At 66.8% G+C, this 16,909-nt stretch carries 14 protein-coding genes; 8 read left to right on the forward strand and 6 right to left on the reverse strand.

All coding sequences use genetic code 11. The features are described from left to right. Positions 1 to 81 precede the first annotated feature (81 nt). The 3 genes from ACW18B_RS03135 (at position 82) to ACW18B_RS03145 (ending at position 4,303) form a co-directional block, all read left to right on the forward strand. Positions 82 to 870, forward strand: a complete 789-nt coding sequence (locus ACW18B_RS03135; protein WP_492049465.1) for a potassium channel family protein — start codon at positions 82 to 84, stop codon at positions 868 to 870. 98 nt (positions 871 to 968) lie between these two features. After that, on the forward strand, positions 969 to 3,104 hold the full coding sequence (locus ACW18B_RS03140) for a prolyl oligopeptidase family serine peptidase (RefSeq protein WP_492049467.1): 2,136 nt from the start codon (positions 969 to 971) through the stop codon (positions 3,102 to 3,104). Between the two features lie 113 nt (positions 3,105 to 3,217). After that, positions 3,218 to 4,303 carry a GNAT family N-acetyltransferase gene (locus ACW18B_RS03145; RefSeq protein ID WP_492049469.1) on the forward strand — a complete coding sequence of 362 codons (1,086 nt, stop codon included), beginning with the start codon at positions 3,218 to 3,220 and terminating at the stop codon, positions 4,301 to 4,303. Between the two features lie 22 nt (positions 4,304 to 4,325). On the opposite strand, the gene ACW18B_RS03150 is transcribed toward ACW18B_RS03145, so the two are convergent. From ACW18B_RS03150 to ACW18B_RS03165, 4 genes are all read right to left on the reverse strand, one after another. Next, the gene (locus ACW18B_RS03150; protein ID WP_492049471.1) at positions 4,326 to 4,937 is read right to left on the reverse strand and encodes a peptidylprolyl isomerase; all 612 of its coding nucleotides are present in this window, start codon (positions 4,935 to 4,937) and stop codon (positions 4,326 to 4,328) included. A gap of 70 nt (positions 4,938 to 5,007) precedes the next feature. After that, a complete protein-coding gene (locus ACW18B_RS03155) occupies positions 5,008 to 5,361 on the reverse strand; it encodes a DUF2218 domain-containing protein (protein ID WP_492049472.1) in 354 nt (117 codons plus the stop codon). A gap of 11 nt (positions 5,362 to 5,372) precedes the next feature. Continuing rightward, positions 5,373 to 5,948, reverse strand: coding sequence for a PadR family transcriptional regulator (locus tag ACW18B_RS03160; protein WP_492049474.1), 576 nt, complete (start codon positions 5,946 to 5,948; stop codon positions 5,373 to 5,375). A gap of 141 nt (positions 5,949 to 6,089) precedes the next feature. Next, on the reverse strand, positions 6,090 to 6,986 hold the full coding sequence (locus tag ACW18B_RS03165) for a hydrogen peroxide-inducible genes activator (RefSeq protein ID WP_492049476.1): 897 nt from the start codon (positions 6,984 to 6,986) through the stop codon (positions 6,090 to 6,092). Between the two features lie 124 nt (positions 6,987 to 7,110). Here ACW18B_RS03165 and ahpC point away from each other — a divergent pair, with 124 nt between their 5' ends. From ahpC to ACW18B_RS03185, 4 genes are all read left to right on the forward strand, one after another. After that, the gene (ahpC, locus tag ACW18B_RS03170) at positions 7,111 to 7,674 is read left to right on the forward strand and encodes an alkyl hydroperoxide reductase subunit C (protein WP_492049478.1); all 564 of its coding nucleotides are present in this window, start codon (positions 7,111 to 7,113) and stop codon (positions 7,672 to 7,674) included. A gap of 146 nt (positions 7,675 to 7,820) precedes the next feature. Beyond that, positions 7,821 to 9,410, forward strand: a complete 1,590-nt coding sequence (ahpF, locus tag ACW18B_RS03175; protein ID WP_492049480.1) for an alkyl hydroperoxide reductase subunit F — start codon at positions 7,821 to 7,823, stop codon at positions 9,408 to 9,410. A gap of 213 nt (positions 9,411 to 9,623) precedes the next feature. Then, entirely contained in the window at positions 9,624 to 11,003 is a 1,380-nt protein-coding gene (locus ACW18B_RS03180) for an intermediate filament-like cell shape determinant CreS (protein WP_492049482.1), read from the forward strand. A gap of 292 nt (positions 11,004 to 11,295) precedes the next feature. Then, positions 11,296 to 12,519, forward strand: a complete 1,224-nt coding sequence (locus ACW18B_RS03185) for an aminotransferase-like domain-containing protein (RefSeq protein ID WP_492049484.1) — start codon at positions 11,296 to 11,298, stop codon at positions 12,517 to 12,519. 124 nt (positions 12,520 to 12,643) lie between these two features. Here ACW18B_RS03185 and ACW18B_RS03190 read toward each other — a convergent pair whose 3' ends face one another. Both ACW18B_RS03190 and ACW18B_RS03195 read right to left on the reverse strand, forming a co-directional pair. After that, on the reverse strand, positions 12,644 to 13,618 hold the full coding sequence (locus ACW18B_RS03190; RefSeq protein WP_492049486.1) for a TraB/GumN family protein: 975 nt from the start codon (positions 13,616 to 13,618) through the stop codon (positions 12,644 to 12,646). A gap of 163 nt (positions 13,619 to 13,781) precedes the next feature. Continuing rightward, positions 13,782 to 15,908 carry a M3 family metallopeptidase gene (locus ACW18B_RS03195; RefSeq protein ID WP_492049488.1) on the reverse strand — a complete coding sequence of 709 codons (2,127 nt, stop codon included), beginning with the start codon at positions 15,906 to 15,908 and terminating at the stop codon, positions 13,782 to 13,784. A gap of 132 nt (positions 15,909 to 16,040) precedes the next feature. Between ACW18B_RS03195 and ACW18B_RS03200 the strand changes: the two genes are divergently transcribed. Continuing rightward, positions 16,041 to 16,892 carry a glutamate racemase gene (locus ACW18B_RS03200; protein ID WP_492049490.1) on the forward strand — a complete coding sequence of 284 codons (852 nt, stop codon included), beginning with the start codon at positions 16,041 to 16,043 and terminating at the stop codon, positions 16,890 to 16,892. Positions 16,893 to 16,909 lie beyond the last annotated feature (17 nt).

A 16,909-nucleotide genomic window follows, 5' to 3' on the forward strand; every position in this document is an offset into this window, starting at 1 on the left:
GCGGCGAGTCAGAGGGTCACACGTGACGTCGCGCCCGGACGTGCGGCAGCCCTTGATTTCGGCGAGCCAGAAGGACGAGGTTTGAGCATCCCCGCGCCCCAAGATCTGCGCCTCCGCGCCCGGCTACGCGCCCTCTATCACGGCGCGTCGCCGACGGCGGTGCGGTTCCGCTATGGGATCATCGTCGTTGATTTCCTGATCATCGCCTTCTTCATCGCCGCGCCGGCCATGCGCGGCTACGGCCTGACCTTCTATGTGCTGGACTATGCGGTGGCCGCCTTCCTGGCCCTGGATCTGGCCGCGCGGGCCTATGCCCACGGCGACACCCTGGCCTGGCTGAAAAAGCCGATCGTCTGGGTGGACCTGTTCGTGCTGGCCACCCTGCTGTTCCCCGCCTGGCTACTGAACCTGGGCTTCCTGCGCGTGGTGCGGCTGCTGACCCTGGTGCACAGCGATTTCTTCTGGCGCACCATCGGTCGGCGCTATGACGACACCCGGGTCGAGGACATCACCAAGGCGGCCGCCACCCTGGTCACCTTCGTGTTTGTGACCACCGGCTTTGTCTATTCCAGCTTCGTCGGCCGCTATGAGGGCGTCAGCGGCTATGTCGACGCCCTCTATTTCACCGTCACCAGCCTGACCACCACCGGCTATGGCGACATCACCCTGCCCGGCGTCTGGGGCAAGCTGCTGTCGATGGCGGTGATGCTGGGCGGAGTGTCGCTGTTCATCGGCCTGATCCAGTCGATCCTGCGGCCGCACAAGGTGGTCCACCCCTGCCCGTCCTGCGGACTGCAGCGGCATGATCCCGACGCCGTGCACTGCAAGGCGTGCGGGATCATTCTGAACATTCCCAATCACAGGGATTGATCCTCGCCTCGGGGCTCTGGCGCGGGTGAATTTTTCCGATACCGTCCCGGCCCGACCTCGCGTCATGCCCCCTGTCGCGCCACCCGATGGATCCCTAGATGAAGCGCCTTGTCCTTGCCCTCCTCGCCTCCACGAGCCTCATGACCGCATCACACGCCGCCGAGCCCGCCAACCCGACGCCGGCGCGCACGCCGCTGACCGATCTGGGCAAGGACGATCCCTATCTGTGGATGGAGGAGATCGAGGGGACGCGGGCCATGGACTGGGCCAAGGCCCAGAACGCCAGGACCCTGCCGGTGCTGCAGGGCGATCCCCGCTACGCCCCGCTGGAAAGCCAGGCCCTGGCCATCCTCAACGCCAAGGACCGGGTGCCCGGCGTATCGTTCGCCGGCGACGGCGGCTTGCGCAATTTCTGGCAGGACGCCGACCATGTGCGCGGTCTATGGCGCAAGACTACCCTGGACAGCTATCGCACCGCCGCGCCGGTCTGGGAGACGATCCTCGACATCGACGCCCTCTCAAAGGCCGAAAGCGCCAACTGGGTGTTCAAGGGCGCCAGCTGCCTGCCGCCTGAGGACACCCGCTGCCTGATCACCCTGTCGGACGGCGGCAAGGACGCGGTGAGCGTCCGCGAGTTCGATACGGCGACCAAGAGCTTCGTGGCGGGCGGTTTTCATCTGCCCGAGGGCAAGCAGAACTACACCTGGCTGGACGCCGACACCCTGCTGGTCGGTCGCGAATGGGAACCGGGTCAGGTCACCAAGTCCGGCTACGCCTATGTGCTGAAGACGCTCAAGCGTGGTCAGGCGCTGAGCGAGGCCCGGGAAGTCTATCGCGGCGTCGAGACCGACGTCTCGGTCAGCCCGTTCGTGCTGCGGGACGCAGACGGCAAGGCGGTCGCCGTCATGGCCCATCGCGGCGTGACCTTCTTTGAAAGCGAGGTCTATCTGATCGAGGGCGCCGCGCCGGTGAAGCTGGACCTGCCGCTGAAAAGCTCGATCCAGGGCTATGTCGACGGCCAGATGGTCGTGCTGATGGAGCAGGACTGGCCGGAAAAGGGTTTCAGGACCGGCGACCTGATCAGCTTTGACCTCGCCGCCCTGAAAGCCGCGCCGACGACGGCCAAGGCCGTCCTCGTTCTGCGCCCGACGGCCCGCCAGTCGGTGGAACAGGTGACCACCACCCGCACCAAGCTGGTCGTGGGTCTGCTCGACAACGTCAAGGGCGCAGCCAAGGTGTTCAGCCATGGTCCCGAGGGCTGGGCGGCAAAGGCTCTGGACCTGCCGGCCAACTCCTCGATCGGCCTGGGCTCCAGCGCCGAGAAGGACGAGCGGCTGTTCGTCACCGTCACCGGCTATCTGGCGCCCTCGACCTACTGGCTGGCCGACGCCGGGTCGCTGAAGCTGGAGCAGGTCAAGGCCTCGCCGGCCCGCTTTGACGCCTCCACCCATGTGGTCGAGCAGTTCGAGGCCACCAGCAGCGACGGCACAAAGATCCCCTATTTCGTCGTGCGGCCCAGGGACGTGAAATATGACGGGACCAACCCCACCCTGCTCTACGCCTATGGCGGCTTCCAGGTGTCGATGACACCGGGCTATTCGGGCGTGATGGGCAAGCTGTGGCTGGAGCGCGGCGGCACATACGTGGTGGCCAATATCCGCGGCGGCGGCGAGTTTGGCCCCGCCTGGCACACGGCCGGTCTGAAAGAAAACCGCCAGAAGGTCTACGACGACTTCTTCGCCGTCTCCCAGGACCTGATCGACCGCAAGCTCACCTCACCGCGTCGGTTGGGGATCATGGGCGGCAGCAATGGCGGCCTGCTGATGGGCGTGGCCCTGACCCAGCGGCCAGAGCTCTATAACGCCATCGTCGTGCAGGTGCCGCTGTTCGACATGATCCGCTACAGCCAGATCGGGGCCGGCGCCTCGTGGGTGGGCGAGTATGGCGACCCGGCCATCCCGTCGGAAAAGGCCGTTATCGCCAAGTATGACCCCTATTCCAATCTGAAGGCCGCAAAGCCCTATCCCGAGGTGTTCATCGAGACCTCGACCAAGGACGATCGCGTCCATCCCGCCCACGCCCGCAAGGCGGCGGCGCGGCTGGAGGAACTGGGCTATCCGGTGCTCTATTACGAAAACATCGACGGCGGCCACGCGGCCAGCGCCAACCTGGCCGAGACCGCCCGTCGCCAGGCCCTGGAATATGTCTATCTCTCGCGCAAGCTGATGGACTGAGATCGTTTGACGCGCATCGCACAACGTAGGCGCGCGTCAACATTGGGGAAATCTATCTGGAGCAGACTCCCGCCAGACCAGCTCCGGTCGCGAGTCGCCAAGAGCCCATTCCCTTGAAGATCGACGTCGTTTCCGCGATGGATCTGCAGCCCGCCGACATCGACCGCTGGTCGCTGTTGCAGGCGGGCCAGGCGCGCCTGGACTCGCCATTCCTGTCGCCGCATTGGACCCAGGCCGTGGCCCGGGCCCAGGGCGCGGCCGGCAAGGCGGTCAAGGTGGCGATCCTGCGCGGGGGCGACGGCCAGGCCATCGGCTTCCTGCCGACCCGGGTGCGCTCCCATGTCGGCATGCCGGTGGGCGCGCCGATGTGCGACTATCAGGCCCTGGTCTCGGCGCCCGGGGTCGCGATCGATCCGCGCCGCCTGCTGTCAGCCCTGAGCGTCAGCCGTCTGGATTTCTGCCACATGCAGGCCGACGACGAGACCCTGGCCCGCCATGGTCGCGGCCAGACCAGCTCCTGGATCGTCGAGGTCCCGAACGGCTACGCCGCCTATGAGGCCGAGCGCCGCGCGGCCGGTTCAGGCGTGCTCAAGGATATCGACAAGAAGCGCCGCAAGGCCGAGCGCGAGGTCGGCCCCGCCGTGTTCACGGCGATGTCGGATGATCACGCCGATTTCGAACAATTGATCGCCTGGAAGCGCGGCCAGCTGACGGCCACCCGCCAGACCGACTATTTCAAGACGCCCTGGGTCAGGGACCTGGTCAAAGCCCTGTTCGAAACCCGCGACGAGGCCTTCGGCGGCGGGCTCTACACCCTGCATCTGGGCGGCGAACTGGCGGCGGCGCACCTGCATCTGCGCGGCGCCCACACGATTCACGGCTGGCTGATCGGCCACAATCCCAAGTTCGAGCGCTATTCGCCCGGCCTGATGCTGTTCCAGGATATCCTGAAGGGTATGGACGGCGGGCCCTATCAGCGGCTCGACCTGGGGGCCGGCGACTATCGTTTCAAGCGCGAACTGTCCAACGCCCAACAGACCGTGGTGTTCGGCTTTCTGGGCGCGCCCTCCCCCGCCGCGTTCATCCGCCACGCCGCCTATGGCGTGCGCCAGATGGCCGAGTCCCTGCCGCTGGGCCGGATGTCGGAACTGCCCGGCAAGGCCATGCGACGGCTGGATCTGCTTCGCGGTCTGCACTGACCGCAAGGCCGCTTGTCTTGTCCTAGACCACGCGCTTCATGCTGAGAATCGGCACCCTCGGATCCAGCATCTGCCCCTTCATGCCGGGCGTGGCGCCGTCGCCGGGCGTCGGCAGGGCGAGGATCTTTTTGACGACGTCCAGGCCTCGAACCACCGCGCCGAAGGCCGCGAAGCCCTGGTTGTCGCCGGCCGCGCCGGGATGAGCGTCCAGATAGGGCAGGGCGCTGGCGCAGATGAAGAAGTCCGCCGTCGCTGAACCGGGCTCGTTGCGGGCCATCGAGATCGTCCCGGCCAGGTGCCTGAGCCCCGTCTTGCGGGTGCTTTCGTGGGCGATCGGCGCATAGCGGCGGGCCCGGATCGACGGGCCGCCCTGAATGGAGCCTGATCTGGGCGCGCCCTTGGTGCGTGACGCCCGATAGAAGTCGCCGCCGTCATATTTGCGAGCGTCGACATAGCGCAGGAAGTTGGCCGAGGTGATCGGCGCCTTCTCGGACTCCAGCGCCACCACGATCAAACCGTGGGCGGTGTGGATCGCCACGCGGGGCTTGGCCGCCGCCCGGGCCTGAAGCGGTCCCGCCACCAGCAGACCCGCTGCGCCCAACAGGCTTCGACGTCCAATCCCTGCGCTGTTCATCACCGACCTCTATCCACGCACTCTGAGGAGCGCCCCAACTCTACCGCGCGAGCCGGTGATCCGCCATCGCTCAGGCCGGACCCGGATCCGCGCGCCCGACGCCCACCCGAAACGCCGGCGGGTCAATGCGACCCGCCGCCCAGGCGCGGGTCCAGGCCAGTTTCGTCACCCCCTCGCGGAAGGCGAAGCGCAGCAGGTGTTCGGCGACCACGTCCTCCAGTCGGGCAAGACCGTCGAGGTCGTCGGTCTCGACGGTGATGTCCAGACCCGCCTCGTCGGCGACCATCCGGCACGTTCCGATCGGCAGCGGAATGCGGGCGGTGGTGTCATCAAGGACGACCTCGAACTTGTGACTCCAGTGCTTGGCCAACTGGGTCATGTAGCGGGCGGCCTTGTCGGTCGTCAGGCGGGCGTGGCTCTGCATGGGCCGGCTCCTCAAAGGCGTTCGATGACGCCGGCCGCGTCGTCCAGGGCCTTGGCGATGCCCTCGACCTGTTCGGCCGACAGCTGGCCGGCCGTGAGCTTCAGGCGCAGGGCGGTCTTGAGGTTCTCGCGGGCCCGCAGGATCTGCGGCGAGAAGGCGGCGCTGCGGGCGGCGGCCTCGGCCATCCGCGTGAACAGGCCTTTGACCGGCTGGGCGTTGGCTTCGAGAAAGGCTTCGCCCTCGGGGGTGATGGTGTGCAGCTTCTTGCCGCCGCCGGCCTCGCTGACGGTGATGTAGCCCAGCTCTTCCAGCAGGGTCAGGGTCGGATAGATCACGCCGGGGCTGGGCGTATAGGCGCCGCCGGCCGCCGTCTCGACCGCCTTGATCAGCTCATAGCCGTGGCTGGGCTTCTCGGCGATCAGCTTGAGGACCACGAAGCGCAGGTCGCCGTGGTCGAAGAACCGGCCCATGCGTCCGCCGCGACCGTGATGGCCGCGGCCCTCATGATCATGACCATGGAACCCGAAAGGATGCCGGCTGTGGTGGCCGCCATGGCCGCCGTGGTGGTGATGGTGTCGTCCAAACATGTGATTTAGATCCTATTTCGTTATATCGGAATTATAGATATATCGAATCGGATCGGCGTCAAGAGCGTATTTAGATATATCTGATTATCGACCCCAGGTTCGTTGCGAGCGCTGGGTCATTTTAGAGCGGCTGATGGGCCGTCAAGCCGCCCGCAGGGTTTCGGCCAGCAACCGGCCTTCGGCCGCCCGGGTGGATCCGGCCCGCCAGGCCACGACGATCTCGCGGCTGGAATTGGCGTGATCCAGCGGACGGACGGTGACCGCGGCCTTGTCGGTCAGGCCCGCCTCCACCGCCATGGCCGGCAGGAACGAGACCCCCAGGCCCGAACCGATCATCTGCACCAGGGTCGGCAGGGACGTGGCCGCGAAACTTTCCTCGTCGCCAAAGCCCTTGGGCGCGTCCAGGCCGCAGGCGGTCAGGGCGTGGTCGCGCAGGCAGTGGCCGTCCTCCAGCAGGATCAGGTCGTCGCCGCGCAGGCTTTCAGGATCGACGCGCGCGAAGGCGGCCATCGGATGGTTGGCCGGCGCCGCCGCCAGCAGCTCGTCATCCTCGACATGAGCCCAGTCCAGGCCCTGCATGTCGTAGGGCAGGGCGATCAGGGCCGCGTCCAGGGCTCCGGCCTTGAGGCTGGCGATGAGCCGCTGGGTCAGGTCTTCGCGCAGGAACAGGCGCAGCTTGGGAAAATGATCGCGCAACACGGGCAGGGCGCGCGGCAGCAGATAGGGGGCGATGGTCGGAATGACGCCCAGCCTGAACCGGCCGGCCAGCGGCAGGCCCGCGCCTCGCGCGGCCTGAACCAGATCTTCGGTCCGGGTGAGGATGTCCTGGGCCCGGCGCACAGCCTCCTGTCCGGCGGCGGTGAGGATCACCCCCGAGCGCGCACGATCGACCACCGCCGCGCCCAGGATCTTTTCCAGTTCCTGGATGCCGGCTGAAAGCGTGGGCTGGGTGACATGGGCGCTCTCGGCGGCCCGGCTGAACGAGCCGTGCTCGGAGAGCAGTTTCAGATATTGCAGTTGGCGCAGGGTCGGGAGCATCCCCTGTTCATAGCCGATCCGAACGCCTGTTCATAGACCCGCCCTATCGACAGGACTGAATTAATCGATTGGACCTATGCCGTCCGAGGGCGTAGAAACATCTCACCATTTACGGGAGCACTCCATGGCCTTGATCAACACCACCATCAAACCCTTCACCGCCCAGGCCTTCAAAGCCGGCAAGTTCATCGAGGTCAGCGACGCCGACCTGAAGGGCAAGTGGTCCGTCGTGTTCTTCTACCCCGCCGACTTCACCTTCGTCTGCCCGACGGAGCTTGAAGACCTGGCCGACAACTACCCCGAGCTGCAGAAGATGGGCGTGGAGGTCTATTCGGTCTCGACCGATACACACTTCTCGCACAAGGCCTGGCACGACAGCTCGCCGGCGATCGGCAAGATCCAGTACACGATGATCGGCGACCCGTCGGGCCTGGTGACCAACAACTTCGAGGTCATGCGCGAAGGCGTGGGCCTGGCCGACCGGGGCACCTTCCTGATCGACCCGGAAGGCGTCATCCAGTTCATGGAAATCACCGCCGAAGGCATCGGCCGTAACGCCACAGAACTGCTGCGCAAGATCAAGGCCGCCCAGTACGTCGCCTCGCACCCGGGCGAAGTCTGCCCGGCCAAGTGGGAAGAGGGTGAAAAGACCCTCGCGCCGTCGCTCGACCTGGTCGGCAAGATCTAAAGCCTAAAGACGACCCGCGACCTGATCGGTCGCGATCCGGCGCCGCCGCCCGCCCATCTCCCTCGGAGCCGGCGGCGGCGCCCCCTTCCCAAAATTTCGCGCGTGTCTCCTCACGGGAGACCTGCGCCTCGCATTCGGAGCCCGCCATGTTGGACGACAGCCTGAAGACCCAGCTGAAAGCCTATCTGCAGAACCTGCGCGAGCCGGTCGAACTGGTCGCCTCGCTGGGCGACGGCGCGGGCTCCAAGGACATGCTGGCTCTGCTCGAGGACATCACCTCGACGTCCGACAAGGTCACCCTGAACCTGGCCGGCGAGGACGCCCGCAAGCCGTCGTTCGCCATCACCCGCGCGGCGGGAGACGCTTCGGTGCGCTTCGCCGGCCTGCCGCTGGGCCATGAATTCACCTCGCTGGTCCTGGCCCTGCTGCATGTGGGCGGCCACCCGCCCAAGGTTGACGCCGAAGTGCTGGACCGCGTCCGCGCCCTGGACGGCGACTATCACTTCGAAACCTATTTCTCGCAGTCCTGCCAGAACTGCCCGGACGTGGTGCAGGCCCTCAACACCATGAGCGCCCTGAACCCGCGCATCACCCATGTCGCCATCGACGGCGCGCTGTTCCAGCAGGAAGTCGAGGCGCGCCAGGTCATGGCCGTGCCCACCGTCCTGCTGAACGGCCAGCCCTTCGGCCAGGGCCGCATGGAGCTGGAGCAGATCCTGGCCAAGATGGACACCGGGGCCGAAGCCCGCATGGCCGAAAAGATCAAGGCCAAGGCCGCCTTCGAGGTTCTGGTGATCGGCGGCGGCCCGGCCGGCGCGGCGGCGGCGATCTACGCCGCCCGCAAGGGCATCCGCACCGGCGTGGCGGCGGAACGTTTCGGCGGCCAGGTGCTGGACACCATGGCCATCGAGAACTTCATCTCGGTCTCGCACACCGAAGGCCCCAAACTGGCCTCGGCGCTGGAACAGCACGTCAAGGACTACGACGTCGACATCATGAACCTGCAAAAGGCCGTCGGCCTGGTTCCGGCCAGGGTTCCCGGCGGTCTGATCGAGATCAAGCTCGAGAACGGCGCCAGCCTGAAGTCGCGCAGCGTCATCCTGTCGACCGGCGCCCGCTGGAGGAACGTCAACGTCCCCGGTGAAGCCGAGTACAAGAACCGCGGCGTGGCCTACTGCCCGCACTGCGACGGGCCGCTCTACAAGGGCAAGCGCGTGGCGGTGATCGGCGGCGGCAACAGCGGCGTCGAGGCGGCCATCGACCTGGCCGGCATCGTCGCCCACGTCACCCTGATCGAGTTCGACAGCCAGTTGCGGGCCGACGCGGTGCTGCAGCGCAAGCTGGCCAGCCTGCCCAATGTGGCCATCGTCACCTCGGCCATGACCACCGAGATCCTGGGCGACGGCGCCAAGGTCAACGGCCTGACCTACAAGGACCGCAACAGCGACGCCGTGCATCGCGTCGATCTGGAAGGCGTGTTCGTGCAGATCGGCCTGGTGCCCAACACCGAGTGGCTGAAGGACAGCGGCGTGGCCCTGAGCAATCGCGGCGAGATCGAGGTGGATTATCGCGGCGAGACGTCAATCCCGGGGGTGTTCGCGGCCGGCGACGCCACCACCACGCCCTACAAGCAGATCATCATCGCCATGGGCGAGGGCTCCAAGGCTTCGCTCTCGGCCTTCGACTATCTGATCCGCCTGGATCCGGTGCAAACGGCGGAGCAGGCCGCCGCCTGAGGACCCGCCAAAGGCGAATTTTCGGGCGCCGCCGCGTCGGGTTTGAAGGCCCGGCGCGGCGTTGGCGCAATATCGGGGGTGCGACGACTGCGCACTCGACATTCAACTTGACGTTCGACTACCCTGTTAATCTCTATTAATGGGGATTCGCGGTCAGCGGTCGATAAGCCGCGTCGGCTTAATGAGACCTGCGACCAAGCGAGGGTGGGCGAGATGCGACTACTGTCCAAGAACGTCCGTGACGGCAAGCAACCGCCCAAGCCCGCCATGCTGGTCGAAGATTCCGGACGGTCGGAGTTTTCCGAACGCCTGATCGAATCGACCCAGGCCATCGGCGTCCGCTACGAAACCATTCACGGCGGCCTCGACAGCATCAGCCGCGTCGTCGAGCACCTTCGGGCCATCGAGCCGCTGCTGTCCGAGATCCGTCAGCCGGTGGCCGAGGAATTCGAAGCCCGCCGCGCCGAGCACGCCGAACTGATCGCCCTGCGCGCCAACTATGAGCAGGCCTTGCGCCAGGTGGCCCTGGCCCAGACCGAAGAGCGCGAACTCTCCGCCAGGCTGGCCACGACCGAAACGGCGCTCAGCGAATCCGACGCCAGCCGTCAGGCGCAGGAATCGGCGCTGGAAGACAATGCGCTGGAGATCGATCGCCTGCGCAACGGCCTGCTGCAGTCCGACCTGCGGGTCGGCAATCTCGACGCCTCGCTGCGCGACTCCACGGCCCGCATCGAGCATCTGGTGCAGGATGTCGAAACCCTGCGCACCCAGAGCCAGGACATCGACACCCGTCGCGGCGAAGCCGAAGCGGCTCTGGCCCGCGCCAACCAGGACAACGCCCTCCTGGTCGAGGAAGTCGCGACCCTGAAGAAGCGTATCGACCAGGCCGGTCTGGATATCGCCCGGCTGTCGCGCATCGAGACCGATCTCGAAGCCCAGATCGCCGCCGAACGGGCGCGCATCCAGGCCACCGAAAACGCCCTGGCCGTCCATCAGGCCGATGCCGGCCGCACCATCCGGGGCCTGGAAAATCAGGTCGAGGCCGGCCGCGCCGAGATCTCCGCCCTGCAGACCCGCCTGGAAACCGCAAACGGCCGCGCCGACAAGCTGGAAGAAATGAACGGCCAGATCGCGCAGCGCCTGGCCGAATCCAGCGCCCAGCAACAGGCCGTTGAACGCCGGGCCGGCGACCTGAACGTCGCCCTCGAACGCGCCCTGGACCGGATCCGGTCGCTGGAAGACGAAAGCGAGACCCTGCGCCAGCGTCATGCCGGCGTCGACACGGCCCGCGCCGCGGCCATCGAACGCGCCGACCAGCTGGCCAAGGCCGCCGTCACCCACGAAAAGACCCTCAAGCGGGCCGAAGAACGCGCCACCCAACTGCGCACGCGTTTCGAGGCCCTGCAGGAAAACCAGGACCTCGCGCGTCGCCAGCACGAAGAAAAAGTCGGCGAACTGCAGGCCCAGATCGAACGTCTCACCTCCGAAGCCGCCCTGTCCGAAGGCGCCCTGGAAGCGGCCCGCCGCGACCGGTCGCGTCTGCAGATGGCCCTGCTGGGCGCCACTGATGGCGACCTGGCCGAAGCCGGCTGATAGATCCTCTGTTTCCCCCGACCAAAGTCCGGAAAAGGGCGGCCCTCGTGGCCGCCCTTTTTTGTTGGCCCGCGCCTCTAGCGCCCGTCAGCCCCAAGGGAGTTCCCTTCGTCCCCCGATCGCGCTACGACTTGGCCATGAACACGACCCAAGGCGGTCGTCGGGGCTTTGGGCTCCGTCGCGCGCAGGACCTTATCCGCTCCGTATGACGCTCCTGACCTGATCAGGGAGCCGCGCCGAGGCGTGGCTCAAGGGCGGCCAGGCCGTCGGCGAACTTACGGATAGACACGTGATGACCACCACCACACCTGACTGGGCTGCGCGTTTCAGCGAGCGTATGGACCGGGTCCGCGCCAGCGAGATCCGCGAACTGCTCAAGCTTCTGGATCAGCCCGACATCCTGTCCTTCGCGGGCGGCATCCCCAATCCGGGGCTGTTTCCCGGTGAGCGGATCCAGGCGGCCTATGACGCCATCCTGGCCGATCCCAAACTGGCCGCCCAGGCGCTGCAATATTCGGTCAGCGAAGGCTATCTGCCGCTGCGCCAGTGGATCGCCGAGCGGATGACCCGCGACGGTATGGCCTGCGGCCCCGACAACATCATGCTGACCGCCGGTTCGCAGCAGGCCCTCGACCTGCTGGGCAAGCTGTTCATCTCCCCCGGCGATACGGTGATGGTGGCGCGGCCGACCTATCTGGGCGCGCTGCAGGCCTTCAACGGCTACCAGCCAGCCTATCTGGACCTGCCCGACGGCGCCCTGTCCGGCGCCGGCCTCGATGCGGCGGCGCGCGAACGGGCCACCGGCGCCCTGGGCTATTTCGTCCCCGACTTCGCCAATCCCACCGGCCAGAGCCTGACCCTCGCCGACCGCGAGGCGTTGCTGGACCTGGTCGGCGACCTGGAGATGACCCTGATCGAGGACGCCGCCTATCGCGAGCTGCGCTTCTCGGGCGAGGCCCTGCCGACCCTGCTGTCACTGGACATCGCCCGCTCGGGCTCGATCGAGGCGGCCCGCACCCTGTTCTGCGGCACCCTGTCCAAGACCCTGTCACCGGCCCTGCGCATCGGCTGGGTCTGCGGCCCGCGCGCGGTGATCGAGAAGCTGGTCCTGCTCAAACAGGGCGCGGATCTGCACGTCTCGACCATCAACCAGATGGTCGCCCACCGCGCCGTGTCCGAAGGCTATGAGCAGCATCTGGGCATGCTGCGCGCCGCCTATGGCGCCAATGCCCGCACCATCCTGGCGGCGCTGGAACGCCACATGCCCGCCGGTGTCACCTGGTCGCGGCCGCAGGGCGGCATGTTCGTCTGGATCCAGCTGCCCGAAGGCATGGACGGCAGGGTCTTGCTGGAACGGGCCCTGGCGGAGGAGCGCGTCGCCTTCGTGCCCGGCGAGCCGTTCTTCGCCGAGGTTCCGGCCGCCAACGCCCTGCGGCTGAGCTATTCCCTGCCGACCGACGCCCAGATCGAAGACGGCGTGGCGCGCCTGGCCCGGTTGATCGGGCGGATGGGGTAGGGTCCGTGCGTCCTTCGAGGCCCTCCTACGGAGGGCGCCTCAGGATGAGGAATTCAACAAAAGCGTCCTCATCCTGAGATGCGAGCCGAAGGTGAGCCTCGAAGGACGCAAGGCTGGTCCCACGTCAATCCGACGGCGAGGTCACCGTGGCCCCGCCCGCCTTCAGGCGGTCGAGCACGCCGTTGGCCGGTAGCAGATAGGCCAGGTCGACCACCGCCACCGCGACGCCGGGCTTGTTCAGAACGTCCGAAAGAGCGTCGGCCGACTGGGCGATCTGCTGGTCCAGCAGCCTGGCCCCGCCGGGCGAACGCAGCAGGCAGCGCTGGGCGGCGCTGGCCGAATAGCGGGCGCGGACGCTGGCCAGATCGCCCTGCGCCCAGTCCGAGCCGATCGTTCTGGGGCGTCCGCCCTCATAGTCCAGTTCATCGAGGGCGTCAGTCAGGCAGGCCAGCTGGGCGGCCCTGTCGAGCTTGCCGGCGGCCTTGACCACCGCGCTCATCCGGTACTGGCCCACCGCCCTGATCTTCAGCTTGCGGGCCTTGGCCATCCGCTCCAGCGTGCTGACGGGCTTGGCTTCGGACAGGCCGGCCGCCTGGCGGAAATCCGACAGTAGCAAGAAGCCGGCGACGGCCGGCGTCCAGTTCTGATAGGCCTTGGCGTCCTTGCCGGCCCGGCTTCGGGCGGCGGCGAAACGCGCCTTCAGATCCGGCGGCAGATCATCATCCAGCTTGTCGCCGAGACCCTGGCGCAGACCCGCGCCGCCGCGCAGCACGAAACCGGCGATCTGGGCCGGGCCGACCGAGGCCTTGGGCGGGATCAGCAGCACGTCGGCCTGATCCAGGGCCCGCTCCAGGCGCGGGCTCTTCCAGGCCAGCTGGTGAGGCAGGGGAATGGCCGAGCCGATGACGTAGAGTTTGGCGCCGTTCTTCTCGACCAGCCAGATCGCCGGCCCGGGCGCGCGGGCCACCACCGTTAGTTCCTCGACCACCGCGCTGCCGGGGTCTTGCGAGATCAGATCGACGGTCTGGGCCCGTGACGCGCCGGCGGAGAATGCCAGGGCCATCGCCAGAACCGGCAAGAGGGTCTTCAAAGCGGCCATGGCGACTCCTCGCAGCCTTCAAGGGTCCTTCTCCTCTTGCGGGAGAAGGTGTCATCCGAAGGATGATCGATGAGGGGTCGCGCCGGACAGGCCGAGAAACCCCTCACCCGACCCCGGCTTGGCCGGGGCCTCCCTCTCCCGCAAGGGGAGAGGGCCCCGGCGCCTAAGCCCCCTGCGGAACCGGAAAGCCCCGATCGCGCATCAGGGCGCCGATCTTCACATCGCGGCCGCGGAAGGCCTTGAACTGATCGACCGGATCGACCGAATTGCCCTTCGACATGATCGTTTCGATCAGCCGCTGGCCGGCCGGCTTGTCATAGAAACCGCCCGGCGCCTCCTGGAAGGCTTCGGCGACATCGGCCGTCAGGGTGTCGGCCCACAGATAGCTGTAATAGCCGGCCGAATAGCCGTCGCCGGAGAACACGTGACCAAACTGCGGCGTGCGGTGCCGCATGACGATCTCCTTGGGCATATTGAGCTTGGCCAGTTCCTCGCGTTCGAACGCGTCCGGATCGATATCGACATCGCCGGCCAGGTGCAGCTTCATGTCGATCAGGGCGCTGGCCAGATATTCGGTGGTGTCGAAGCCCTGGTTGAACGTGCCCGCCGCCTTGATCTTGTCGACCAGGGCCTGGGGGATCGGCTCGCCGGTCTTGTAGTGAACGCAGAACTTGCTCAGCACCTGCGGCGTGGGCAGCCAGTGCTCGTTCAGCTGGCTTGGGAACTCCACATAGTCGCGCGCCACGTTGGTGCCCGACACCGTCGGATAGGTGGCGTTGGCGTTGAGGCCATGGATGGCGTGGCCAAATTCGTGGAACAGGGTGGTGGCGTCATCCCACGAGATCAGCACCGGCTCGCCGGGCGCGCCCTTGATGAAGTTGGAATTGTTCGAGACGATCGTGGTGATCTCGCCCCGGAACCGTTCCTGGGTGCGATAGGCGTTCATCCAGGCGCCCGAACGCTTGCCCTCGCGGGCATAGGGATCGAAGTACCACAGGCCCACATGCTTGCCGCCACGGGTCACCTCATAGACGGTGATGTCCTCGTGATAGACTGGCAGGCCTTCGACCTTGCTGTACTGGAAGCCATAGACCTCGCCCGAGGCCCAGAACATCGCCTCGCGCAGCTTGTCCAGCTGCATGTACGGCTTCACCTCGTTCATATCGAGATCGTACTTGGCCTTGCGGACCTTCTCGGCATAGTAGCGATAGTCCCACGGCTCGATCTTGAAGCCGCCGCCTTCCTGGTCGACGATGGCCTGCATGGCCGCCACGTCGATCGCCACCTGGGCGATGGCCGGCGTCCACACCGCCTCCATCAGGCCCATGGCGCTTTCAGGCGTCTTGGCCATGGCGTTTTCCAGGCGCCAGTGGGCGTGGGTCTTGTAGCCCAGCAGCTTGGCGCGCTCGACGCGCAGCTTCAGGATCTTGGCGATCAGGGCGTTGTTGTCGGTGGCCCCGCCATTGTCGCCGCGATTGACGAAGGCCTTCCAGACCTTTTCGCGGGTGGCGCGCACCGGCGAATAGGTCAGGTAAGGATCCACGCTGGAGCGGGTGTTGACGATGATCGACTTGCCCGGGAGCTTGCGCTGGGCGGCGCTGGAGGCGGCGTTGGCCTTGAGCGACTCCGGCAGGCCGACAAGGTCGGCGGCGGTCAGCTCGATGAAGGTGTTCTCATCGGCCAGCAGGTTCTGGCTGAACCTGGTGAAATAGCCGGCCATCTCGGTGTTGATCGCCGCGACCCGGGCCTTGGCGGCCGGATCCAGCTTGGCGCCGGCCCGCACGAAATTGGTGTAGTAGATCCACAGAACCCGCTGCTGTTCGGGCGTGAGCTTGGCCTTGTCCGGCGAATTGTAGACCGCCTCGATGCGTTTGAAGAGCGCGGCGTTCTGGGTGATCTTGTCGCCCAGGCTGGCCAGTTTGGTGTCGAGTTCTTCCTCAACGACCTGAAACTCGGGCGAGCTCAGGTTTCCGCCCCAGATGCCGTAGAAACAATAGAAGTCCGACAGGGCCCGGCCGCTGTCTTCCAGGGCGGCGATGGTGTTTTCAAAGGTCGGCGGCGCGGGATTGGCCGCGATGGCGTCCACCTCGGCAAGGTTCATGGCCATCGCCGCCTCGGCGGCCGGTTTGAAGTCGGACACCTTGACCTTGTCGAAAGCGGGCACGCCGCCATAGGGACCGGTCCACTTGGCGAGCATCGGGTTGGTCTCCGCGGCCAGGGTCAGGCCGGGGTTGAGGGTCGCGGCGACGCCGGTGGCGGCGGCCGAGGCGAGAAAGGTACGACGTTGCACGGAGGATCTCCGGTGGATGTTGGCCCAGACCCTAGGCCAGCCCCGGGCGCGCGTCACATGACAGGACCGTAACCTTTGCGCAAAACCGGCGGGGCCGTGGACGAAAATCCCGGGTCGGTCTAAAGCACGGGCATGTCCATCGGTGTTTTTGACTCTGGCGTAGGCGGGCTGTCCGTCCACCGCGCCCTCGTGCAACGCCTCCCGCAGGCGGACTTCACCTATCTGGCCGACCAGGCCAATGCGCCCTATGGCGGCCGGTCCGGCGAGGAGATCGTCGATCTCACCCGCGCGGGTTGCGAGCGCCTGTTCGACACCGGCGCCAGCCTGGTGGTCCTGGCCTGCAACACCGCCAGCGCCATCGCCCTGCGCCGGCTGCAGCAGACCTGGCTGCCCGGCTATCGCAAGACCCTCGGCCGCCCGGCCAATATCCTGGGCATCATCGTGCCGACCATCGAGGCGGCCACCGGCCTGCCCTGGGAGCACGAGGCCGAACGACGCGGCGACAAGGTCGAGCAGCTGGACGTGCTGGGCGTGTTCTCGACCCCGGCCACCACGCGCTCGCGGGTCTATGAGATCGAGATCGACAAGCGCAAACAGGACCTGGCGGTGTTTTCCCAGCCTTGCCCCGACCTCGTCCCGATGATCGAGGCCGACGCCGGCGTGGTCGACCTGGCCAAGGCCGTCGAGGCCCATGTCGAGACGCTGAAGAGCCGCATCGGCCGCTATCCTGACCGCGTGGTGCTGGGCTGCACCCACTATGAGATCATCGCCGACATCTTCCGCGCCGCCCTGCCGGCCGGCACCCCGCTGATCCAGCAGCCCGCCGCCACGGCCGACGCGCTGGAGCTCTATCTGTCGCGCCATCCGGAGTTTGATCCCGGAACCGGCGGCTCGCGGACCTTCCTCACCACCGGAACCCCGGGCCCGCAGAACGGCCTGGTCGAGAGCTTCTGGGGCGGCCCGCTAAGGCTGGAGGCGGCTTAGGGGCGGCCTGCGCCAGG

This window comes from Caulobacter sp. FV2ps19, from assembly GCF_058681035.1.

Bases quoted from the DNA above. Each gene is read 5' to 3' on its own strand.
- ACW18B_RS03185 (WP_492049484.1), top strand. From the start codon at position 11,296: ATGACCACCACCACACCTGACTGGGCTGCGCGTTTCAGCGAGCGTATG.
- ACW18B_RS03140 (WP_492049467.1), top strand. From the start codon at position 969: ATGAAGCGCCTTGTCCTTGCCCTCCTCGCCTCCACGAGCCTCATGACC.
- ACW18B_RS03150 (WP_492049471.1), bottom strand. From the start codon at position 4,937: ATGAACAGCGCAGGGATTGGACGTCGAAGCCTGTTGGGCGCAGCGGGT.
- ahpC (WP_492049478.1), top strand. From the start codon at position 7,111: ATGGCCTTGATCAACACCACCATCAAACCCTTCACCGCCCAGGCCTTC.
- ACW18B_RS03160 (WP_492049474.1), bottom strand. From the start codon at position 5,948: ATGTTTGGACGACACCATCACCACCACGGCGGCCATGGCGGCCACCAC.
- ahpF (WP_492049480.1), top strand. From the start codon at position 7,821: ATGTTGGACGACAGCCTGAAGACCCAGCTGAAAGCCTATCTGCAGAAC.
- ACW18B_RS03180 (WP_492049482.1), top strand. From the start codon at position 9,624: ATGCGACTACTGTCCAAGAACGTCCGTGACGGCAAGCAACCGCCCAAG.
- ACW18B_RS03190 (WP_492049486.1), bottom strand. From the start codon at position 13,618: ATGGCCGCTTTGAAGACCCTCTTGCCGGTTCTGGCGATGGCCCTGGCA.
- ACW18B_RS03165 (WP_492049476.1), bottom strand. From the start codon at position 6,986: ATGCTCCCGACCCTGCGCCAACTGCAATATCTGAAACTGCTCTCCGAG.
- ACW18B_RS03200 (WP_492049490.1), top strand. From the start codon at position 16,041: ATGTCCATCGGTGTTTTTGACTCTGGCGTAGGCGGGCTGTCCGTCCAC.
- ACW18B_RS03155 (WP_492049472.1), bottom strand. From the start codon at position 5,361: ATGCAGAGCCACGCCCGCCTGACGACCGACAAGGCCGCCCGCTACATG.